The sequence below is a fragment of the Micromonospora sp. DT201 genome (genome assembly GCF_049841575.1).
Lineage (GTDB): Bacteria > Actinomycetota > Actinomycetes > Mycobacteriales > Micromonosporaceae > Micromonospora.
In genome coordinates this window covers 338,381-359,502 of record NZ_JBNCKP010000004.1, presented here as the reverse complement: position 1 = coordinate 359,502, position 21,122 = coordinate 338,381, and the positions used below count along the sequence as shown (strand labels likewise).

Annotated in this window: 17 protein-coding genes and 1 pseudogene; 6 read left to right on the top strand and 12 right to left on the bottom strand. The window is 73.9% G+C overall.

The features are described from left to right. Genes ACLQ28_RS11145 through ACLQ28_RS11120 form a run of 6 tightly spaced genes read left to right on the top strand, consistent with a single transcriptional unit; the run spans position 1 to position 4,504 of the window. Positions 1 to 225, top strand: coding sequence for a hypothetical protein (locus ACLQ28_RS11145; protein WP_425686140.1), 225 nt, complete (start codon positions 1 to 3; stop codon positions 223 to 225). A gap of 32 nt (positions 226 to 257) precedes the next feature. Then, a complete protein-coding gene (locus tag ACLQ28_RS11140; protein WP_425686139.1) occupies positions 258 to 734 on the top strand; it encodes a fluoride efflux transporter FluC in 477 nt (158 codons plus the stop codon). Continuing rightward, on the top strand, positions 731 to 1,093 hold the full coding sequence (crcB, locus tag ACLQ28_RS11135; RefSeq protein ID WP_425686138.1) for a fluoride efflux transporter CrcB: 363 nt from the start codon (positions 731 to 733) through the stop codon (positions 1,091 to 1,093). The genes ACLQ28_RS11140 and crcB overlap by 4 nt, the downstream gene beginning before the upstream one ends. Positions 1,094 to 1,152: 59 nt before the next feature. Then, positions 1,153 to 1,677, top strand: coding sequence for a PadR family transcriptional regulator (locus ACLQ28_RS11130; RefSeq protein WP_425686137.1), 525 nt, complete (start codon positions 1,153 to 1,155; stop codon positions 1,675 to 1,677). Next, entirely contained in the window at positions 1,674 to 2,354 is a 681-nt protein-coding gene (locus ACLQ28_RS11125) for an ABC transporter ATP-binding protein (RefSeq protein WP_425686136.1), read from the top strand. The genes ACLQ28_RS11130 and ACLQ28_RS11125 overlap by 4 nt, the downstream gene beginning before the upstream one ends. Beyond that, positions 2,351 to 4,504, top strand: a complete 2,154-nt coding sequence (locus ACLQ28_RS11120) for an FtsX-like permease family protein (protein WP_425686135.1) — start codon at positions 2,351 to 2,353, stop codon at positions 4,502 to 4,504. The genes ACLQ28_RS11125 and ACLQ28_RS11120 overlap by 4 nt, the downstream gene beginning before the upstream one ends. A gap of 3 nt (positions 4,505 to 4,507) precedes the next feature. Here the strand turns inward: ACLQ28_RS11120 and cobA are convergent, their stop codons facing one another. The 12 genes and pseudogenes from cobA to cobN all read right to left on the bottom strand — a co-directional run bounded on the left by cobA (position 4,508) and on the right by cobN (position 20,957). Further along, entirely contained in the window at positions 4,508 to 6,277 is a 1,770-nt protein-coding gene (gene cobA, locus ACLQ28_RS11115) for a uroporphyrinogen-III C-methyltransferase (protein WP_425686134.1), read from the bottom strand. Next, a complete protein-coding gene (locus tag ACLQ28_RS11110) occupies positions 6,274 to 6,870 on the bottom strand; it encodes a precorrin-8X methylmutase (RefSeq protein WP_425686133.1) in 597 nt (198 codons plus the stop codon). The genes cobA and ACLQ28_RS11110 overlap by 4 nt, the downstream gene beginning before the upstream one ends. Beyond that, positions 6,867 to 7,118, bottom strand: a complete 252-nt coding sequence (locus ACLQ28_RS11105) for a DUF362 domain-containing protein (RefSeq protein ID WP_425686132.1) — start codon at positions 7,116 to 7,118, stop codon at positions 6,867 to 6,869. Before ACLQ28_RS11105 ends, ACLQ28_RS11110 begins: the two co-directional genes overlap by 4 nt. Beyond that, positions 7,106 to 8,869: a precorrin-3B C(17)-methyltransferase gene (gene cobJ / locus ACLQ28_RS11100; RefSeq protein WP_425686131.1), complete on the bottom strand. Its 1,764-nt coding sequence runs from the start codon at positions 8,867 to 8,869 to the stop codon at positions 7,106 to 7,108. Before cobJ ends, ACLQ28_RS11105 begins: the two co-directional genes overlap by 13 nt. Next, positions 8,866 to 10,134 (bottom strand): precorrin-6y C5,15-methyltransferase (decarboxylating) subunit CbiE, encoded by a 1,269-nt coding sequence (gene cbiE, locus ACLQ28_RS11095; RefSeq protein WP_425686130.1) that lies wholly within the window; start codon positions 10,132 to 10,134, stop codon positions 8,866 to 8,868. The genes cobJ and cbiE overlap by 4 nt, the downstream gene beginning before the upstream one ends. Then, positions 10,131 to 11,282: a cobalt-precorrin-5B (C(1))-methyltransferase gene (locus ACLQ28_RS11090; RefSeq protein ID WP_425686129.1), complete on the bottom strand. Its 1,152-nt coding sequence runs from the start codon at positions 11,280 to 11,282 to the stop codon at positions 10,131 to 10,133. Before ACLQ28_RS11090 ends, cbiE begins: the two co-directional genes overlap by 4 nt. Beyond that, a complete protein-coding gene (cobM, locus tag ACLQ28_RS11085; protein ID WP_425686128.1) occupies positions 11,279 to 12,124 on the bottom strand; it encodes a precorrin-4 C(11)-methyltransferase in 846 nt (281 codons plus the stop codon). The genes ACLQ28_RS11090 and cobM overlap by 4 nt, the downstream gene beginning before the upstream one ends. After that, positions 12,121 to 12,939 carry a precorrin-2 C(20)-methyltransferase gene (gene cobI, locus ACLQ28_RS11080; protein WP_425686127.1) on the bottom strand — a complete coding sequence of 273 codons (819 nt, stop codon included), beginning with the start codon at positions 12,937 to 12,939 and terminating at the stop codon, positions 12,121 to 12,123. The genes cobM and cobI overlap by 4 nt, the downstream gene beginning before the upstream one ends. After that, positions 12,936 to 14,297, bottom strand: coding sequence for a cobyrinate a,c-diamide synthase (locus tag ACLQ28_RS11075; RefSeq protein ID WP_425686261.1), 1,362 nt, complete (start codon positions 14,295 to 14,297; stop codon positions 12,936 to 12,938). The genes cobI and ACLQ28_RS11075 overlap by 4 nt, the downstream gene beginning before the upstream one ends. Continuing rightward, the gene (gene cobO / locus ACLQ28_RS11070) at positions 14,294 to 14,905 is read right to left on the bottom strand and encodes a cob(I)yrinic acid a,c-diamide adenosyltransferase (RefSeq protein ID WP_425686126.1); all 612 of its coding nucleotides are present in this window, start codon (positions 14,903 to 14,905) and stop codon (positions 14,294 to 14,296) included. Before cobO ends, ACLQ28_RS11075 begins: the two co-directional genes overlap by 4 nt. Before the next feature lie 84 nt (positions 14,906 to 14,989). Next, positions 14,990 to 17,292, bottom strand: a pseudogene (locus tag ACLQ28_RS11065) (magnesium chelatase subunit D family protein). Then, positions 17,289 to 20,957, bottom strand: coding sequence for a cobaltochelatase subunit CobN (cobN, locus tag ACLQ28_RS11060; protein WP_425686125.1), 3,669 nt, complete (start codon positions 20,955 to 20,957; stop codon positions 17,289 to 17,291). Before cobN ends, ACLQ28_RS11065 begins: the two are co-directional and overlap by 4 nt. Between the last annotated feature and the right edge of the window lie 165 nt (positions 20,958 to 21,122).

Sequence of the window (21,122 nt, the reverse complement as noted above, 5' to 3'; positions counted from 1 at the left end):
TTGCCTCCTTGGCACGGCGGTCCCGGTGGGGGCTGCGGGTACCGTACGCCCGCCGTCACCCCTGCTGTCGGGCCGGCCTGCGGGCTGCGCGGCGAGTTGCGCACCCACAGCCCGGAGTGGAACCCGCCGACCTCCTGGCACCTGGCCGCCCTCACCGCTGCCGGCTTCACCCAGGTCGGCACGGTGTGGCAGGGCGGCCCCGACGCCATCGCGGCGGTGCGCTGAAGCCGCCGTCGCCGGCACTACGCTAGGGACCCGTGCCAGAGCCGCTCGAGCCACGTACCGACCCCGACGTCGACCTGCGCGTCCCCGCTGACCGGGGCGAGCTGCCAGCGCGCCCCGCGACGATTCTCGCCACGATCGCCGCCGGCGGGGTGCTCGGCGCGCTGGCCCGGGCCGGCCTGCAACACGCCGCCCCGCACCCGCCAACGGGTTTCCCGTGGGCGACATTCGGCATCAACCTGTCCGGTTGCCTGCTGATCGGCGTGCTGATGGCGGTGCTCGGGCACCTCGGCGGTGGCCACCCACTGGCTCGGCCATTCCTCGGGGTCGGGGTACTGGGTGGCTTCACCACCTTCTCCACCTACGCGGTGGACGTCCAGCAGGCATTTGTCGCGGGCGCCCCGGGCATCGCGCTGGCGTACCTGGCCACGACGGTGCTCGGGGCACTTGTCGCCGTCGGGCTGGGCGACGCCGCCACCGCCGGACTGCTTCGGCGGAGGACAGCCCGATGACCGTCCTGCTCATCGTCCTGGGCTCGGCCGTCGGCGCGCCACTGCGCTATCTCACCGACCGGGCGGTGCAGTCCCGGCACGACTCGGCGTTTCCCTGGGGCACGCTCACCGTCAACGTGGTCGGGTCGCTGCTGCTCGGCGTACTCGTCGGGTTGCCGGCCGGTCCGGCGGTCAGCGCGTTGCTCGGCACCGGGTTCTGTGGGGCGCTGACCACCTACTCCACGTTCAGCTACGAGACGCTGCGGCTGGCCAAGGGCGGTAACCGGCTTCTCGCGCTGGCCAACGTCCTGATCAGCGTCGCCGCCGGGCTCGCCGCGGCCACCGTCGGCTACGCCCTGGCCGGCGTCCTGGCGGGCTGACCGCACACAAGATACTGAAGGTATATACGCGAGGTATACCCTCAGGGTAGTCTCCTGGCATGAGCGTGCCACTGACACTTCTCGGCCTCCTCGAACGGGAGCCCAGCCACGGATACGACCTGAAGCGCGACTACGACGCCTTCTTCGGCCGCGGCAAGCCGCTGCCCTTCGGCCAGGTCTACTCCACCCTCAGCCGACTGGCCCGCGACGGCAAGGTGGTGATCAGCGACGTCGCCCCCGGGTCCGGCCCCGACCGCAAGCGCTACATCATCACCGACCTGGGCGCGACCGAGGTCGAGCAGTGGTTGGTCGATCCGGTCGAGCCGGAGCCGCACCTGCAGACGGTGCTCTTCGCCAAGGTCGTGCTCGCGCTGATGCTGGACCGCCCCGCCGCCGAATACCTCGACACCCAGCGCAGCGCGCACCTGCAACGGATGCGCGACCTCACCGAGATCAAGCGCGCCGGCAGCCTGGTCGACGCGTTGCTCGCCGACCACGGCCTCTACCACCTGGAGGCGGACCTTCGGTGGATTGAGATGACCAGCGCCCGGCTGGACGCCCTGCGGAAGGAGGTGCGGCCATGAGCGTCGTGATCGAAGCACGCGACGTGACGTTCTCCTTCGGCCAGACGCCCGCACTGCGCGGTGCCAGCGTCGCCGTGGACGCGGGCGAGATCCTCGCCATCATGGGCCCCAGCGGCTCGGGCAAGTCCACCCTGCTGCACTGTCTGGCCGGCATCCTCGTGCCCGACTCCGGCGAGATCCTCTTCGACGGGGCCCGGGTCGACACTATGGCCGAGACCCAGCGCAGCAGTCTGCGCCGCGACCGCTTCGGCTTCGTGTTCCAGTTCGGCCAGCTCGTCCCCGAACTCACCGCGGTGGAAAACGTTGCCCTGCCGCTGTTGCTCAGCGGTGTGCGCCGGACGCAGGCGCTGCGCAGGGCGCACGCCTGGTTCGAACGCCTCGGCCTCGACGGCATGGAGCAGCGCCGGTCGGGTGAACTGTCCGGCGGGCAGGCGCAACGTGTCGCCCTCGCCCGCGGCCTGGTCGCCGAGCCGCAGGTCCTCTTCGCCGACGAGCCCACCGGCGCGCTCGACTCACTCACCGGCGAGCAGGTCATGGACCTGCTGGTCGGCGCCGCCCGCGACCAGGGCACCACAGTCATCCTGGTCACCCACGAGCCAAGGATCGCGGCGTACGCCGACCGTGAGGTCATGGTCCGCGACGGGCACGTGAACGCGCCGGACCGGATCGCATCATGATCGGCTTTGGGCTTCGCCTCGCCGTGGCCGGCGGCCGTGAGGCGCTCACCCGCCTGGTCATCATCGCCGCCGCCGTGGCGGTCGGCGCCGGGCTCCTGCTGACCACTCTCGCCGGGGTCAATGCCGTCAACGCGCAACTCACCCGGTACGCGTCGATGTACCCCAACGCATCGGCCGGGGACGCCGACCCCCTGTGGTGGTCGACCCGGCAGGACTACTTCCACGGTAGGCAGATCATCCGGATCGACGTCGCCGCGACCGGTCCGAGCGCGCCCGCCCCGGTCGGTGTCCCGACCATTCCGGGGCCGGGTGAGTACTACGCCTCGCCCGCGATGCGCGATCTGCTGGCCAGCCACCCGGCCGACCAGTTGGGCGACCGCTACCCGGGGCGTGACCTCGGCACCGTCGGGCCGGCCGCGTTGACCTCGCCGGACACCCTGCTCGTCGTCGCGGGCGGCACCCCCGACGAGGTCGCCAAACTGCCGGCCGCGAAGCAGGTCACCAGCGTCGGCGACACCCCCGCCCTCCCTGAGACCACCGTCAACCTCATCCTGGGTGTGATCGCCGGCGGGTTGCTCTTCCCGGTGCTGATCTTCATTGGCACCGCCACCCGGCTCAGCGCCGCCCGCCGGGAGCAGCGCTTCGCCGCGATGCGCCTGGTCGGCGCGACACCCCGGCAGATCGCGATCGTCGCCGCGGTCGAGGCGACCGCCGCCGCCGTCGCCGGCACCGCCGTCGGCTTCGGCCTGTTCTACGCCTTCCGCGATCCGCTCGCGGGCATCCCGTTCACCGGCATGCCGTTCTTCCCCAGTGACATGTCCCTGGGCGTGCTGGACACCCTGCTCGTGGCGCTCGGCGTGCCGGCCGGCGCGGCGCTGGCGGCCCAGGTCTCGCTGCGCCGCGTACGGATCTCGCCGTTGGGCGTCACCCGGCGGGTCACCCCACGCGCGCCGCGCGCGTACCGGCTGATCCCGATGGCGCTCGGCGTCGGCGTGCTGTTCTTCGCCATCGGCTCCAAGCCGGAAACGTCCGACGGCCAGACTGCGGTGTTCCTGCCCGGCCTGCTGCTCATCATGGCCGGGCTGGTCCTCGCCGGCCCGTGGCTGACGATGGTCGGCGCCCGCGTCCTGGCCCGGTACGCCAACCGCCCGGCCACGCTCATCGCCGCGCGCCGGCTCGCCGACAACCCGAAGGCCGGCTTCCGGGCGATCAGCGGCATCATGCTCGCGCTCTTCGTGACCAGCGTGGCCGTCGGCGTGATCACGACGATCGTCGCGAACCGCGGCCCGGCGCCGGTCGGCTCGACCGATGCGGGCACGGTGAACACCGTCTTCGACGAGAAGGTGCCGTCGGTGCCCGACACCCTGTTCGCCGAGCTGGACGCGATCGCCGGCGTACGGTCCACGACCGCCATCCGCGAGAACCCGGTGGTGACCGACTCCAGCGAGGTCGGGGTGATCGCGTGCACCGACCTGCCGAGCACGTACGGCCGGTGCGCCGAGGGCGCGAACGTCATCGAGGTACCGGTGGGCCTCAGCCGCTGGCGAGAATCAGCGTCGCCCGCGACGGTCTGGCCCGCCGCGTCGCTCACCCTCGACGAACTCCAGCGGCTTCCGGTGGTGTCGGTGGTCGTCGGCACGGACGGCTCCACCACCGCCATCGAGCACACCCGCACGGTGCTGGAGGTCGCCTTCCCGACCTTCTGGGTGGGGCCGAACGTGCCCGGCGACTTCGAGTCGGACTTCGCCGACACGCTGCGCGGCTGGGAGCAACTGGCGAACGTCGTCATCATCGCCAGCCTCGCCCTCGGCGGGTGCAGCCTCGCGGTCAGCGTGATCGGCGGTCTCACCGAGCGCAAACGACCGTTCAGCCTGTTGCGCCTGAGCGGGGCGCCGGTGCAGGTCCTGCGCCGGGTGGTCACGCTGGAGAGCGCCGTACCGATGCTCGCCGTCGCCGCGGTCGCCATCGGGATGGGCCTCCTCGCCGCGCACCTGTTCCTTCAGGCGCAGATGGACTACACGCTCATCGCACCGGAGCCACGCTTCTACGTGATCGTCGTCGTCGGATTGGCAGCCTGCCTCGGCATCATCGCCTCCACCCTGCCCCTGCTGGAGCGCATCACCGGCCCGGAGACCGCCCGCAGCGAGTAGTCGTCAGTCCGTAGGCCCGGTGGTAGCAACGGCGACCACCGGGCCGAGGACGAAGACGGCGGGCGGGCGGATGTCCTCCCGGGCGGCGATCGCGCCGATCTCGTCCAGCCGGGCGGGCACCGACCGCTGGTGGGGTTGCCCGGCGTCCTGCACGGCGAGCACGGGAGTCTCCGGGGCGCGGCCATGCTCGATCAGCGCAGCCGCGATCTTGGCGATGGTGTCGACGGCCATCAGTAGCACGACGGTGCCCCGGGCTCGGGCCAGCGCCGCCCAGTCGACAAGCGAGTCGGGGTGCCCGGGCGGCAGGTGCCCGGAGACCACTGTGACGTCGTGCGCCACGCCCCGGTGTGTCACCGGCACACCGGCGAGGGCTGGCGCGGCGAAGGCGCTGCTCACCCCGGGGACCACCGTCACCGGCACACCGGCCGCCAGGCAGGCCTGCACCTCCTCGTGACCGCGTCCGAAGACGTACGGGTCGCCGCCCTTGAGCCGGACCACCCGACGGCCGGCGCGGGCGTGCGACACCAGAGCCTCGTTGATCGCCTCCTGGGCCATCGACAGGCCACGGGGCACCTTCGCGGCGTCGACCACCAACACATCGGGGCGCAGCCCGGCCAGCAACCCCTGCGGGGCGAGCCGGTCGGCCACCACGACGTCCGCGGCGTCGAGCAGCGCCTTTGCCCGTACCGTGATCAGGTCGTCGGGTCCCGGCCCGCCGCCGACCACGGCGACCGAGCCGTGGCCGTGGTGGTCGTGCCCGTGGTGGTCGTGGCCGTGGTGGTCGTGGCCGTGGTGGTGGCCCACCGGGTCGTCGGGGTGGTCGTGCGGGCGTTGCGGGCGGCCCACCTTGTCGGCGAAGCCGGGCATCAGCACCCGGTACGCGCAGGTGTCGCAGTTCATCCGGATGTCCCCGCCCAGCGCCTCGGCGTAGCGCTCCAGCACCAGATCGGCCAGCTCGTCGCAGTCGCCGATCAGGTCGGCCACGCGCACATCCAGCTCAGGGTGGGCGGCGGCGAACTCCGCCGACTGGGCCACGATCCGGTCGGGCAGCACCCCGGCGAACAGGAAGTACGGAGCGACGACGATCCGCCGCGCGCCGAGCCGGCGCAGCCGCTCCAGCACCGCCGGCACGGACGGAGACGCGAGGGAGACGAACCCCGGTTCGACGCCGGCGTAGCCGCGCCCCTCCCACAGCAGGCGGGCAACCTTGGCCACCTCGGCGTTGGCGTCCGGGTCGGTGGACCCCCGACCGATCAGCGCGACCCACGTGTCGGCCCGGTCCGCCGTTGCAGCCCGGTCGGCACCAGACAGCGCCGCGTCGGCCCGGCCCGCACCAGACAGTGCCGTGTCGGCCCGGCCGGCACCAGCCAGCGCCGCGTCGATGCGCTGTTCAAGGACGTCATGCAGCAGCGGGTGCGGGCCGAGCGGGCGGCCGTAGCGGTAGGTCAGCCCGGGGTGACGCTCCTGCTCCCGCGCCATCGCGGCGGGAATGTCGCCCTTGCCGTGCCCGGCGGCGGTGAGCACCAACGGCAACGCCACAAGCGCCCGGTGCCCGCGCGCGACGAGCGCGCCGACCGCGTCGGTGAGCGGTGGGCGGGACAGCTCGATGAAGCCGCCTTCGACGTCACCGACGGCACGGCCGTCACCGACATCACCGACGGCACGGCCGTCACCGACGTCACCGCGACGACGGACCCGCTCCACCAGCGCGGCGAACTGGTCGACCCCGGCCGCGCTGCGCGTACCGTGCCCGACGATGACCAACCCGGTCATGACTTCTCCTCGACGTAGAGCAGGGCGTTGAGGGCGGCTGCGGCGACCGCCGAGCCGCCCTTCTCGCCCACGTTGGACACCCCGGGCAGGCCGCTGGCCCGCAGTGCCGCCTTCGATTCGGCGGCACCCACGAAGCCGACCGGCAGGCCGACGACCAGCGCGGGCGCGGCGTCCAGGGTGAGTAGTTCGACAAGCGCGGTCGGCGCGCAGCCGACCACCCAGACCGCGCCCGGGCCGACCCGGTCGAGCGCGATCCGCACGGCCGCCGCCGAGCGGGTGATCCCGGCCGAGCGGCCCAGCTCGGCGGCGGCCGGCTCGGCGACCGGGCAGACCAGCTCCAGGCCGGCCCGGGTGATGCCGGCGGCGACCATCGCCACGTCGGTGACCACCGGCGCGCCGGCGCGCAACGCGGCCAGCCCCGATTCCAGGGCCGCCTCGTCGCAGACCAACTCCTCGACGTACGCGAGGTCGGCGCTGGCGTGCACCACCCGCTCGGTCACCGCCCGACTCAGCGGCGGCAGGTGCGACAGGTCGACCCGCTCCCGCAGGATGCGGTACGACTCGACCTCGATCGGGTGCACCACCCGGCTCATCGGGTTCCTCCAGAAGGGTCGGGCTCGGCGACGCGGGTCGCGTCAGTGGCATCGTCGACGCGGGTCGCGTCAGGGGCATCGGCGACGCGGATCGCGTCGACCGGGCAGATCTCCAGGCATTCCAGGCATCCGGTGCAGCGGTCGGCGCGGACCGTCAGGCCGCCAGCGACCGGCCGGATCGCGTGCGTGGGGCAGGTGAGCAGGCAGGCGCCGCAGCCCTGACAGGCGCCGATGGTCACGATCGCCACCGGTACCCCCGGGGTGTGACCATCCGACCGGCGACCAACCTCGTGTCGCTGCTGCCGACCACCACGACGCTGTACATGTCGACCACGGCCGGGTCGAGAGTGGACAGGGTCGCCAGGTGCACGCGCTCGCCAGGACGACTGGCGTTGCGCACCACACCGACCGGGGTGTCCGGTGGTCGGTGCGCGGCGAGGATGCCGAGCGCCTTGCCGAGTTGCCAGTCACGCGCCCGGCTACGCGGGTTGTAGAACAGCGTCACGAAGTCACCCTCGGCAGCTGCGGTCACCCGCCGCTCGATGACGTCCCAAGGGGTGTGCAGGTCGGACAGGCTCAGGTAGGCGTGGTCGTGGCCGAGCGGGGCGCCGAGCAGCGCGCCGGCGGCCAGCGCCGCGGTCACTCCGGGCACGCCCACCACGTCGATCCGCTCGTCGGCGTACTCCAGGGCGGGGCTGGCCATCGCGTACACCCCGGCGTCGCCGGATCCGATCAGCGCGACTGCCTGGCCGGCGACGGCCTCGGCGACGGCGGCGCGGGCCCGTGCCTCCTCCGCGCCCAGCCCGCTGGAGAGCACCCGGGTGCCCGGGCGGAGCACGTCACGGACCTGGTCGAGGTACTGGTCGAGGCCGACCACCACGGCGGCGCGCCGCAGCTCGGCGACCGCGCGGGGGGTGCGCAGGTCGGCGGCGCCCGGCCCGAGCCCCACGACGGCCAGCCGGCCGCGCGGCGCGTGCCTGGCGACCGCCACGGTGGCCATCGCCGTCGCGGTCTTTCCCACCAGCAGCGTGGCGTCGCCCGGACGGCCCGCCGGGCCGAGCAGGGCCGCGGCCTCCGACACGCTCGGTGTGCCGACCGCAGCGCGGACCACCTCGCTGGGGTGCGGCACGTCGACCGCTGCCAGCTGCGTCGCCGGCCAGGTCACCAGGGGTACGCCGATCGCGTCGGCGGTGCTCAGGATGCCCGCCTCATCGGCCTTGACGTCGGCGCTGGCCAGGCAGCGCAGGCTCGCCGGGCTGAGGCCGGCCTCGGCCAGCACACGGTGCAGCAGTTCCGCCACCTCGGCGGCGGGTACGCCCCGACTCGCGCCGACGCCGGCGACCAGCGACGGGGGCCGGAGCACGGCGGTCCGCTCGTCCAGCGGCACCACCCGGTCGGTGACCAGCAGCCGGTAACCGACGCCGTGCTCGGCGCCGCTGTCGGCAGCGGGCTCGGCGGCGGGCTCGGCGGCGGGCTGTGGGTGGACGTTCGGGGGCAGGGCGGGCAACGGCCAGGGGGCATCGGTGATCAGCTGGACAGTCTCGCCGTCCAGGATGGCCCGGGACACCGCGGCGACCGCGCCCTCGATGGGCCAGCCGAGGGTGTCCAGCCCCGGCAGGCCGACCGCGTCGGTGGCGGTGGTGATCACCGGTCGGGCGTCCAGCAGTGCGCCGACCTGCTCGGCGAGCTTGTTTCCGCCGCCGGCATGCCCGCCGAGCAGTGCCACAGCATGTTGTGCCGCCTCGTCGACGACCACCACGGCCGGGTCGCTGTGCTTGTCGCCGAGCAGCGGCGCGAGGATCCGCACCACGGCGCCGGTGGCCAGGAACGCGACCACGGCGTCACACTCCGCCCAGGCGGTCCGCAGCGCGTCGGCCACGGTCTCCCCCTCGATCAGCCGGGCATGCGGCCAGGCGGCGGCGACGCTGTGCGCGTGCCGTCGGCCGGCGGCGGTGGCCGCCACCAGACCGATGCGAGTGTGCGGGTTCTGGTCGTTCACGGGCGCTCCCCGGTGAGGACGACCACCGGGTTGGTGGCCGCGAGACGGATCGACCCACCGGGCAGGTCGGCGAGGCGGGCGGCGGAGAGCTGACTGCCCTCGACCGTGTAGCCGGCGGTGCGCAGGAGGCCCACGGCCGGTGCGACCCGGTCCAGCGCGGCCAGGGTGAGCACCACCCGCTCGGGCTGGCGGGCCACCACGGCGGCGAGGACGTCGGCACCGCCACCGCCGACGAACACCGCGTCCGGCTCGGGCAGGCCGACCAGCGCCTGCGGGGCTCGTCCGGTGACGAGCCGGACGGTCACGGCGTGCGCGGTCGCGTTGGCCTGGATGGTCGCGCCGGCTCCGGGGTCCTGTTCGACGGCGAGCACGGCCGCGCCGAGCAGCGCACACTCGATGCCGACCGAGCCGCTGCCCGCACCGACGTCCCACACCAGCCGACCCAGCCGGGGGCGCAGTCGGGCGACGACGAGGGCACGCACCTCCGATTTGGTGATCATGGAGTCGCGGTGGGCGTACCGGGTCTCCGGCAAGGCCCATCCACCGGCCGGCGCGGCAGCCGGCTGATTGTCGGACCGCATCCCGCCGGGCGCGACCCAAGGTGCTGGTGCGGGTTCGGCGGGGTCAGGGGTGGCGAGGCTGAGCAGGACGTGCGGGTCGGACCAGGTTTCGGCGGCGGCCTGCTCGGGGGTCACCTCGCGGATCCGTTCGGCGTCGGTGCCCAGGTGCTCGGCGACCAGCAGGCGGCGGGGCCAGCCGATCAGGCCGGCGCCCAACTCGGCCGCACCCGCGCCGGGTGCGGTGAGCACCGCGACCAACGGCAGCGCCCGGCAGGCGTTCAGGGCCGGTCGAGGGTCACGCCCGTGCGCGGTGACCACGGCGGCGCCGTCCCAGGGCAGCCCCGCACGGGCGAAGGCGGCAGCCACACTGGACACCGCCGGCACCACCCGCAGCGGCAGCCCGGCCGCGCGCAGTCGCCGGACGATGCCGAAGAACCCGGGATCCCCGCTGGCCAGCACCACGGCCGGCACCCCGGCGGCGACGGCCTCGGCCAGCCGGTGCAGGGCGGAGGCGAGCGGCCCGAGGGCGACGGTGTCGGCACCGGCCGGTACGGGCACCGCGGCCAGGTGCCGGGCGGCCCCGACCACCAGTCCGGCGGTGGCCAGCACCGGCGCGAGAGCGGGGTGCGGCGGGGCGCCCGCGGCATCCAGACCGACCACGGTCACCGGGGACGGCACCCGGGTCACCGGGTCCACGCCGGTCATCGCGGCCACCGGCCGGACGAGGCGACGACATGCGCTCCGGCGAAGTCGACCATCGCCACGTCCACGGTGACCGTCGGTCCGGCGAAGCGTCGCAGCACCTGGCGTACCCGCTGGCAGAGCAGGTCGCCGGCCGGGGCGAGCAGTCCGGCGGCCTCCCACAGCTCGTACGCGTGCCGCCCGGTGTTCGCCTCGGTCACGGCGGCGACGAGCGCCGGGTCGCCACCGGCCTCGGCGGTCACCGCGCCGAGCAGGGACAGGTCCACCTTGGAACGGGTGTAGTGGGTCATCAGCACACCGGCGGCGAGTTTGGCCAGTTTGCCGGCCATTCCGACGAAGACCACCCCGGTCATCGCGTCGCCCACGGCGGCTGTCACCGCGGCACCGGTGAAGTCGCCGACCTCGACGAAGCAGACCTCGGGCAGGTCGGGCAGCAGCGCGCGGGCCGCCCGTTCGGTTCGCCCACCGGTGCAGAGCACCACGGTCTGCTCGCCCTGGGCGGCCATCACGTGCACGGCCTGTACGACGCTGGCCCGCCAGGACGCGGTGGAGAAGGGTCGGACGATCCCGGTGGTGCCGAGAATCGAGATCCCGCCCAGGATGCCGAGCCGTCGGTTGGTGGTCTTGCGGGCCATGATCTCGCCTCGGGGCACGCTGATCACCACGCGGACGCCGACTTCGGTGAGGTCGACCACCTCGGCCACCGCCTCGCCGATCATCCGACGCGGGGTGTCGTTGATCGCCGGGCCACCGACCGTGAGCCCGAGGCCGGGCTTGGTGACCGTGCCGACACCGGCACCACCGGCGAGCCGCAGCCCGGGGACGTCGGTCCAGTCCACGGTGGCGGTCAGCTCGGCGCCGTGGGTGACGTCCGGGTCGTCCCCGGCGTCCTTGACCACCACCGCCTCGGCCCGCAGCGGTGGGGTGCCGGTCAGCTCGCACCGTGCCACCGGGAAGCGCACCCGCCGCCCTGCGGGCAGACCGATCTCGACCTCCGGCTGGGTCTCCCCGGTGACCAGGGCGGTGATCGCGGCCTTCGCCGCCGCCGTCGCGCAGGCGCCTGTCGTCCAGCCGGTACGCAGTGCGGTGGGCCGGACCTTCGCGGTACGCGGCAGGTCCGGCTCGCGCAGCGGCGGCTCGGCGTACGTCATGGTGTGTGCCCCGGTGTGGCTGTCCCCCCGCTACGGGCACCAGCCTGGCGGCGCAGCTCGGCACGGGCGGCCGGCTCGGCCCGCCGGAAGGTGTGGAAGTGCCCGGGGTGGTAGAGGTGCGAACGGGTGCCTTCGGCTGCGAGGGCCGGCCCGACCAGGAACAGGGTGTGTTTCCACAGCTTGTGCTGCTTGACCGTCGCCTCCAGGGTGCCGACCGTGCAGCGCACCACAAGCTCGTCCGGCCAGGTCGCCTGGTACGCCACCACGGCCGGGGTGTCCTCCGGGTAGCCGCCGGCCAGCAGCTCGGCCTGCACCTGCCCGGAGCGGGCGGCGGAGAGGAACAGCGCCATGGTGGTGCCGTGCCGGGCGAAGTCGCGGACCCGCTCGCCGGGCGGCATCGGGGTCTTGCCGCCTTCGAGGCGGGTGAGGATCACCGACTGGGCGACCTCGGGCACGGTCAGCTCCCGCCCGACGATTGCCGCGACGGCGGTGAACGAGGAGACCCCGGGGACGATCTCGACGGCCAGGTCGAGCGCCCGGCACAGGTCCAGTTGCTCCTGCACCGCGCCCCACAGAGCGGGGTCACCGGAGTGGATCCGGGCGACGGTCAGGCCCTGCTCGGCGGCCCGCTCGTAGAGCGGCAGCACGCCCTCGATGGGCAGCTGTGACGAGTCGATGATCTCCGCGCCGGGGCGGGCGTGCGTGAGCACGTCGGCGTGCACCAGGCTGGCCGCCCAGATCACGATGTCCGCCTCGGCGATCACCCGGGCGGCCCGCAGGGTCAGCAGGTCCGCGGCACCGGGGCCGGCACCGACGAACCACACCTTGCCGTGGCTGGTCACAGTTTTCCTCCTCGGTGGTCGCGGCGGGCCGGGACCAGCAGCGTCGACAGGTACGGCAGGTCGTGCTCGGCGTCGTCGACCGGGCCGATTCGTTCACCGGGCAGCCCCAGGCTGCTCCCGAGCACCGCGTCGGAGAGCCGCCCCTGTCGGCGCAGCTCGGCGAGCAGCCCCGGGTGCCGCCGCCACCCCTTGTAGACGACCACGGTGCCCGGCCCGGCGAGCGCGTCGGCGAACAGCGTCAGGCCGGCGGTGGCCGGCAGCAGGGTCAGCGGCTCGCGTCCCTCACAGAGCGGGGTGCCGCTGCGCGCCGCCAGCTCCTGCATCGCGGTGACTCCGGGCACGGTCGCCACCCGCACCCCCGGGCGCAGCGCCCGGACGCTCTGCGCCAGGTAGCCGAATGTGGAGTAGACGTTGGGGTCGCCAATGGTCGCGAACGCCAAGGACCGCGCGCCCGCGTCGATCGCCTCGACCACCACCCGGGCCGCGTCGTCCCAGGCCGCCGCGCGGCGGGCAGTCACCCCACCCCGGTCGTCCAGGGCGAACGGCAGCCGGCGCAGCCGGTCCGCCGCGACGTAGGACCGCACGGTCCGCTCGGCCCGCCCGGCGTCCGCGCCCGGCGGGATGGGACCGGCGGTCGCGGTGGGTTCGGCCCGGTCCGCCATCACGGGTACGAAGACCACGTCGGCCTCGCCCAGGACCCGCACCGCCTTGACGGTGAGCAGTTCCGGGTCGCCCGGGCCGACACCCACCCCGGTCAGCGTGACGTCGGTCGACCCGGAGTGCGCTGCGGCGGCCCGCCGATCGTCGGCGCTCATCGGCACGCCTCGACCAGCCGGCGGGCCGCGTCGGGGTGACCGGCCCAGTGGGTGTGCAGGTAGGACGCGTGCACTCGACCGGCGACGAAGCCGTGCTCCGCGTCGTTCCAGCGCCACGCCGGCGCCTCGCCGTGCTGCGGGTCGGTGGTCGTGCGGTGGAACTCGTGGCCGCGTACGCCCTCGCCGGCTCGAGCCACCGGGGAGTCGGTGACGGACACCGCCTCGCGGTAGCCGAGGGTGAGCCGGCCGCTCATCCGGGCGGTGAGGTCCAGCCGGCCGCACATCGGTACGCCGTCCAGGGACCGACCGAGGTAGAGCAGCCCGGCGCACTCGGCCACGATCGGCCCGTCGAAGTCGGCCAGTTCGGCGCGGAGCGCGGCGTTGCCGGCGAGCGCTTCGGCGTACGCCTCGGGGAAGCCGCCGCCGATCACCACCGCGCGGGTGCCGGTGGGCAGTGCCGGGTCGCGCAGCGGGTCGACGGTGACGACGTCCGCGCCGGCTGCGGCGAGCAGTTCGGCGGTCTCCGCGTACGAGAAGGTGAAAGCCGGACCACCGGCGAGCGCGACCAGTGGCCGCCCGGCGTCGGCTGGGCCGCCGACGGCGGTGACCGGGTCCCACGCCGGGGTGGTCAGCGGTGGGGCGGTGCGGGCCAGGTCGAGCACCGCGTCGAGGTCCACGGTGGCCTCGACCAGTTCGGCGAGCGCGGTGACGATGGCGAGGGACTCGGGTGCCCGCTCGGCGACCGGCACCAACCCGAGGTGTCGGGCCGGCGCGGCGACCTCGGCGGCACGGGTGACGGCCCCGAGCACCGGCACCCCCACCTCGGCGAGGGCGTCGCGCAGCAGCGTCTCGTGTCGGGGCGAGCCGACCCGGTTGAGGATCACGCCGCCGATGCGTACGGCCGGGTCGAACGCGGCCATGCCCAGCGTCAACGCGGCCGCCGAGCGACCCTGCGCGGTGGTGTCCAGCACCAGCAGCACGGGTGCCTCGATGAGCCGGGCGACGTGCGCGGTGGAGGCGTAGTCGCGGCGGCCGACCGCGCCGTCGTGCAGCCCCATGACACCCTCCACCACGGCGATGTCGGCGGGCGTCGGGACGCTCGCGCCGTGCCGCAGCAGCGGGGCGATCCGCTCGGCCCCGACGAGGAACGGGTCGAGGTTGCGGCCCGCTCGGCCGGCGGCGAGCGCGTGGTAGCCGGGGTCGATGTAGTCCGGGCCGACCTTGTGCGGGCTGACCGTCAGGCCGCGACGGCGCAGCGCGGCGAGCAGCCCGGTGGCCACTGTCGTTTTGCCGTGGCCACTGGCCGGCGCGGCGACGACCACCCGAGGCAGCGGCCACGGACCGGCGGGGACGTTCACCACTCGATGCCCTTCTGGCCCTTCTGGCCGGCGTCCATCGGGTGCTTGACCTTGGTCAGCTCGGCCACCAGGTCGGCGGCGGCGACCAGGCGCGGGTCGGCGTCCCGGCCGGTGATCACGACGTGCTGGAAGCCGGGCCGGTCGGCCAGTGTGGCGACCACCTCGTCGACGTCCACCCAGCCCCATTTCATCGGGTAGGTGAACTCGTCCAGCACGTACAACCCGTAGCGCTCGGCGGCCAGGTCCCGCTGGATCTGCCGCCAGCCCTCCAGGGCGTCGGCGGCGTGGTCGGCGTCGCCGCCGCGCTGGATCCACGACCAGCCCTCGCCCATCTTGTGCCAGGCGACCGGTGCGCCCTGGCCGGTGCGCTCGTGCACCTCGCCGAGTGCCCGGAAGGCGTTCTCCTCCCCCACTCGCCACTTGGCGCTCTTGACGAACTGGAACACCCCGACCGGCAGCCCGGCCGTCCAGGCCCGCAACGCCAACCCGAAGGCCGCGGTCGACTTCCCCTTCATCTGACCGGTATGGACCATCAGTAGTGGCCGATGCCGCCGCTGTCGGGTGGTCAACCCGTCGGCAGGCACGGTGCTCGGCTGTCCCTGTGGCATCAGCAATCTCCCCTGCTAGTCACGCCCACGCCCGTTCCTCCCGCGATCTTGCAGTTTCGGTCTGCCATAAGTGCGTTACGCCCCTTATGCCGCGACAGAAAGTGCAAGATCGCGGGAGTTGGGGTGGGGGTGGGGGTGGGTTAGGGCTGATAGGGGGTGTAGGGGGGCAGTTAGCTGGGTTGCTAGGCGGCTTGCCAGGTTCAGGCGTACCGGGCCGGATTCGCAGTCGACGACCACGCAGGACGCTCCGGTTGCCGCCAGGACCGCTGCCGCTGCCGCCGAACGATCCAGCGGGCGGGTGCCAGCGGTGGCCCGGCCGTCGGTGACGATGAGGACCAGGGGGCGGCGCAACGGGTCACGCAACCGCTCCACCCGCAGCAGGTCGGCGGCCGCGAGCAACCCCTCGGCCAGCGGCGTACGCCCACCGGTGGGCAACTCGGCCAGCCGCGTCGAGGCGGCCAACACCGACGAGGTGGCCGGCAGCAACGTCCGGGCACCGGCCCCCCGGAAGGCGATCACGGCGACCTTGTCCCGCCGCTGGTACGCGTCGGTGAGCAGAGCGAGCACCGCGTCCTTCACGGCGGTCATCCGCTGCCGGGCGCCCATCGAGCCGCTCGCGTCGACCACGAACAGCACCAGGTTGCCCTCGCGCCCTTCCCGAACCGCCTCGCGCACATCGTCCGGGCGCAACCGCAGGGGGCCGGTCAGCCACCCTCGCGACACCTGGTGCGGCGCGGCGGCGCGGACCGTCGCCGGCAGGTGCAACGCCCCGACCCGGCCGGTCGGCACCCGGGCCCCGGTGGTGCGCCCCCGCCCGGTGCGAGCACGGGAGCGCCGGCCGGGCACCCCGTCGCCCACCCCGGGCGCGGTGAGCACCCGCGCCTTCAACCCACCCCGGGGTACGGCCACCGGCTGAGCTTCCCCGCCGCTGCCCCGTCCACGGGTCGGATCGTCGTCGTCGCCTCGTGCAGTCCCTTCCCGACCACCACGCGCCCCCGCGTGCTGACCGTGCCCGCCCTGGTCGTCCGTCGGCCACCCGCTGTCGGCAGCCCCATTCGGCCCCTCGGTACGCCCAGCGCTGTCATCGGCCGCCGAGTGCCCGGCCGAACCGGGTTCACCCTGGTCGACCCCGTCGCCGCTGCCGTCGAAGCCGCTCCCGTCACCGCCCTGTGAACCACTACCGCCGGCCGGGCCGCTGCCGCCAGCCGGACCACCACCGCCAGCCGGACCGGAGCCGTCGGGGCCACGGTCGTCCGGGCCACCGCCGTTGGGGTCGCCGCCGTCCGGGCCGTGATCGTCCGGGTCGTCGGGGTGGGCGTCCTGGGCGCGCTGCAACGCCTCGTCGAGGCGCTTCTCATCCAGCCCAGGAGTGTCGAACGGGTCGCGGCGTCGCCGGTGCGGCAGGGCCAGCCGGGCGGCTACCCGGACGTCGTCGATGGTGACCCGGTCCCGCCCGTGCCAGGCGGCGTGCGCGAGGGCGGTACGGGCGGTGACGATGTCGGCGCGCATACCGTCCACGTCGAACGCGGCACACACCTCGGCGATCTGCCGCAACGCGGCGTCCGGGAGTCGTACCCCGGGAAGCCGGCGGCGGGCGGCGGCCACCTGGTCGGCGATCTCCGCGTCGGCGTCGGCCCAGCGGGCGGCGAAGCCGGCCGGGTCGGCGTCGGCGGCGAGCCGGCGACGGACCACCTCGACCCGGACCTCCGGGTCACGGCTGGCGCCCACCTCGACGGTGAGCCCGAACCGGTCGAGCAGCTGCGGGCGCAGCTCCCCCTCCTCCGGGTTCATCGTGCCCACCAGCAGGAACCGGGCGGCATGACTTACCGAGACGCCCTCCCGCTCGACGTGGCTACGGCCCATCGCCGCCGCGTCGAGCAGCAGGTCGACGAGGTGGTCGTGCAGCAGGTTGACCTCGTCGACATAGAGGACACCCCGGTGCGCGGCAGCGAGCAGCCCCGGTTCGAAGGCGCGCACCCCCTCGCCGAGGGCCTTCTCCAGGTCCAGTGAGCCGACCACCCGGTCCTCGGCGGCACCGACCGGCAGCTCCACCAGTCGGGCCGGGCGGCTCTCGGCAGCGGCGCCGACGGGGTGCGGGCCATCCGGGCAGGCCCGGTCGGGATCGGCCGGGTCACAGGCGAAGCGGCAGCCGGCGACGCGGCGCACCGGGGGCAGCAACGCGGCGAGGGCTCGCACCGCTGTGGACTTGGCGGTCCCCTTCTCACCACGGACCAACACCCCGCCGATCGCCGGGGAGACCGCGTTGAGCAGCAACGCCAGTCGCATGTCGGCCATGCCGAGCACGGCACTGAACGGATACGTGGTCACCGTGCCTCCTTGGATCGCGACTGCGGGGCTCGCAAACCCGGCTCACTCCTCGCGCTCACGCCCGGTCCTCCAGGTCACCCTCGCTGGCCAGGTACGTGTCGCGGAGCCGGTCGAGGGTGGCGGGCTCCGGTTTGGCCCACAGCCCCCGGTCTGCGGCCTCCAACAGCCGCTCGGTGATGCCGCGCAGCGCCCACGGGTTGGACTGCTCCAGGAACTCCCGGGTGGTGTCGTCGAAGAGGTACGCGGCGGCCAGGTGCTCGTACATCCAGTCGTCGACCACGCCGGCGGTGGCGTCGTAGCCGAACAGGTAGTCCACGGTGGCCGCCAACTCGAACGCGCCCTTGTAGCCGTGCCGGCGCATCGCGGCGATCCACTTCGGGTTGACCACCCGGGCGCGGAACACCCGCCGGGTCTCCTCACCGAGGGTGCGGGTCCGCACGTCGTGCGGCATCGCCGAGTCACCCACGTACGCCTGCGGTGACGTGCCGGTGAGGTGGCGGACCATCGCCACCATCCCGCCGTGGTACTGGAAGTAGTCGTCGGAGTCGACGATGTCGTGCTCGCGGGTGTCCTGGTTCTTCACCGCCACGGCGATCCGGGCGAAGGAGCGTTCCATGTCGGCGCGCGCCTCCCGCCCGTCCAGGCCCTGGCCGTAGGCGTAGCCGCCCCACACCGCGTACACCTCGGCCAGGTCGGCATCGCTGCGCCAGGTCCGGGCGTCGATCAGGGGCAGCAGGCCCGCGCCGTACGCCCCGGGCTTCGACCCGAAGATCCGGGCGGTGGCCCGCCGCTCGTCGCCGTGCTCGGCGAGGTCGGCGGCGACGTGCGCCCGCAGGTAGTTCTCCTCGTCCGGTTCGTCCAGGGCGGCGACCTGTCGGACGGCGTCGTCGAGCAGGGCCACGACATGCGGGAACGCGTCGCGGAAGAACCCGGAGATGCGCACGGTGACGTCGACGCGGGGCCGGCCCAGCTCGGCGGTCGACACCACCTCGATGCCGGTGACCCGCCGGGACCGGTCGTCCCAGACCGGCCGGCAGCCCAGCAACGCGAGCACCTCGGCGATGTCGTCGCCCTGGGTCCGCATGGCGCTGGTGCCCCACACGGTCAACCCCACCGAGCGGGGGTACGCCCCGGTGTCGGCGAGGTGCCGGGCCAGCAGGGAGTCGGCGAGGGCCACCCCGACGTCCCAGGCGTTGCGGCTGGGGATGGCCTTGGGGTCGACGGAGTAGAAGTTACGGCCGGTGGGCAGCACGTTGACCAGGCCACGGGTGGGTGAGCCGGACGGGCCGGGTGGCACGAACCGGCCGTCGAGCGCGCGGAGGGAGTTGGTCAACTCGTCGGTGGTCCGGTCCAGTCGGGGCACCAGCTCGGTGGCGGCGAAGTGCAGCACCGCGGCGACGTCCGGGATCGGCTGGCCGGTCACCTCCTCGACCACCGTGTCGACGGCGTCGGCGTCCCAGCCGAGCGTCTCCATGCCGATGACCAACCGCCGGGCGAGGGCCTCGATCAGGTCGACGGCGTCGGCGGCGGTGACGGCCGGCCCGTCCACCACGTCGGTCAACGCCGTCGGCAGCGCCAGTCGTTGTCCCGGTGACGCGAGCAGCGCCTGCTCATCGAGGGAGTACGCGACGGCGAGGGCCTGCCGCAGACCGGGCAGGGCACGCGCTCCGCCCCAGATCTGGGGGGCGCGCAACACCGCGAGGACCAGGTTGACCCTCGGCTCACCGGTGGGCGCGTCGGCGAGGATGTGCAGCCCGTCGCGGATCTGCACGTCCTTGACCTCGCAGAGGTACCCGTCGAGGTGCAGCACGAAGTCGTCGAAGTCGTCCGCGTCGGGCATCGCCTCGGCGTGCAGGTCGTGGTGCAGTTCGGCGGCGCGCACCAGGTCCCAGATCTGCGCCCGCACGGTGGGCACCTTGGCCGGGTCGAGGGCCTGCACGGTGGCGTACTCGTCGAGTAGTTGCTCCAGCTTGGCCAGGTCGCCGTAGGTTTCGGCGCGGGCCATCGGCGGTACCAGGTGGTCGATCACCACGGCGTGCGCCCGCCGCTTGGCCTGGGTGCCCTCGCCGGGGTCGTTGACGATGAACGGGTAGATCAGCGGCAGGTCACCGAGGACCGCGTCGGGTGCGCAGTCGGCGGCCAGGCCGAGGCCCTTGCCGGGCAGCCATTCCAGGGTGCCGTGCTTACCCAGGTGCACCACGGCGTCCGCGCCGAAGCCGCCGTCCGCGACGGGAGCGGCCAACCAGCGGTACGCGGCCAGATAGTGGTGGCTCGGCGGCAGGTCCGGGTCGTGGTAGATCGCGATCGGGTTCTCCCCGAAGCCGCGCGGCGGCTGGATCAGCAGCACCACGTTGCCGAAGCGCAGCCCGGCGAGCACGATGTCCCCGCTCTCGGTGTAGAGCTCACCGGGTGGCTCACCCCAGTGCTCCCGCATCCGCTCGCGCAGCTCGGCCGGGACCTGGTCGAACCAGCGCCGGTAGGTCTGCCCCGGAATCCGGGCCTCGGCGCCGGCCAACTGTTCCGGGGTGAGCCATTCCACGTCGTGACCACCGGCGGCGATCAACGCGTGGATCAACGCGTCCCCGTCGGTGGGTGGCGGCGCGTCGCCCAGGTCATAGCCGTCCTCGGCCAGCGCGGCAAACATCCGGACCGCCGAGACCGGGGTGTCCAGCCCGACGGCGTTGCCGACCCGGGAGTGCTTGGTGGGGTACGAGCTGAGCACCACGGCGACCCGCTTGTCGGGGTTGGGCAGGTACCGCAGCCGGGCGTGGCGCACCGCGATCCCGGCGACCCGGGCGGCCCGCTCGGGGTCGGCGGCGTAGACCGAGAGACCGTCCGAGTCGATCTGCTTGAACGAGAACGGCACGGTGATGATCCGGCCGTCGAACTCGGGGATGGCCACCTGCATCGCCGCGTCCAACGGGGACAGCCCAGCGTCGCTTCCGGCCCACTGCGCCTGGGTGCTGGTCAGGCAGAGTGCCTGGATGATCGGCACCTCCAGGGAGGCCAGGGCGCCGACGTCCCAGGCGTCCTCGTCGCCGCCTCCGGAGGCGTCCGCGGCGACCGCGCCGCCGGCCGCGAGCACGGTGACCAGCAGCGCGTCGCAGCGGGTGAAGAGTTCGAGCGGACCGGCGTTCGCGGTCAGCCCGCGCAGCGAGCCGCAGAAGATCGGCAGCGGGTTGCCGCCGGCTTTGTGGACCGCGTCGGCGAGCACGTCGACGAAATCGGTGTTGCCAGCGAGGGCGTGCGCCCGGTAGAAGACGATCCCCACGGTCGGCTGCTCCGGAATGGTGGGGTACTCGCGGTGGACGCCGTACGCCGGAGTCGGTGCGGGTGGGGCGAACCCCTCGCCGGTGAGCAGCACCGTGTCGGACAGGAACCGGGCCATCTGCCCAAGGTTGTCCGGCCCGCCCTCGACCAGGTACGCCAGCGCCTGGGTGACGACCCCGGACGGCACGGTGGAGATGGCCATCAGCTCCGCGTCGGGTAGCGCCTCGCCGCCGAGCACGACCGTCGGGACGCCGCTGGCGAGTACCGCGGCGAGGCCGTCCGGCCACGCCTGCCGACCCCCAAGGAGGCGTACGACGACGAGGGCGACCCCGTCGAGCAGGGCGGGCACCTCGTCGGCGGTGACCCGCGCGGGGTTGGCCAGCCGGTAGTCGGCGCCGCTGGCGCGGGCGGCCAGCAGGTCGGTGTCGGCGGTGGAGAGCAACAGGATGCGCACGGCGGGCTCCGGGAGGTGACGCCCTGGCCACCACGGGGGTGACCTGGACGATGCGAGTGGGTGCGGCGTCAGCCGGTACGACAGCCGGGCGGCCGGCTCACCGACGCGGGCGTCGGGGCCGTTCAGCGCCGGGCGCGCAGCTCAGCGGGACCGGTGGCGGACAAC

What these genes read in the sequence shown, in the direction of transcription:
- ACLQ28_RS11110 (WP_425686133.1), bottom strand. Translation starts at nt 6,870, where the DNA reads ATGAGCCGGGTGGTGCACCCGATCGAGGTCGAGTCGTACCGCATCCTG.
- cobA (WP_425686134.1), bottom strand. Translation starts at nt 6,277, where the DNA reads ATGACCGGGTTGGTCATCGTCGGGCACGGTACGCGCAGCGCGGCCGGG.
- ACLQ28_RS11120 (WP_425686135.1), top strand. Translation starts at nt 2,351, where the DNA reads ATGATCGGCTTTGGGCTTCGCCTCGCCGTGGCCGGCGGCCGTGAGGCG.
- ACLQ28_RS11090 (WP_425686129.1), bottom strand. Translation starts at nt 11,282, where the DNA reads ATGACGTACGCCGAGCCGCCGCTGCGCGAGCCGGACCTGCCGCGTACC.
- ACLQ28_RS11125 (WP_425686136.1), top strand. Translation starts at nt 1,674, where the DNA reads ATGAGCGTCGTGATCGAAGCACGCGACGTGACGTTCTCCTTCGGCCAG.
- cobO (WP_425686126.1), bottom strand. Translation starts at nt 14,905, where the DNA reads ATGCCACAGGGACAGCCGAGCACCGTGCCTGCCGACGGGTTGACCACC.
- cobI (WP_425686127.1), bottom strand. Translation starts at nt 12,939, where the DNA reads ATGAGCGCCGACGATCGGCGGGCCGCCGCAGCGCACTCCGGGTCGACC.
- crcB (WP_425686138.1), top strand. Translation starts at nt 731, where the DNA reads ATGACCGTCCTGCTCATCGTCCTGGGCTCGGCCGTCGGCGCGCCACTG.
- ACLQ28_RS11130 (WP_425686137.1), top strand. Translation starts at nt 1,153, where the DNA reads ATGAGCGTGCCACTGACACTTCTCGGCCTCCTCGAACGGGAGCCCAGC.
- cbiE (WP_425686130.1), bottom strand. Translation starts at nt 10,134, where the DNA reads ATGACCGGCGTGGACCCGGTGACCCGGGTGCCGTCCCCGGTGACCGTG.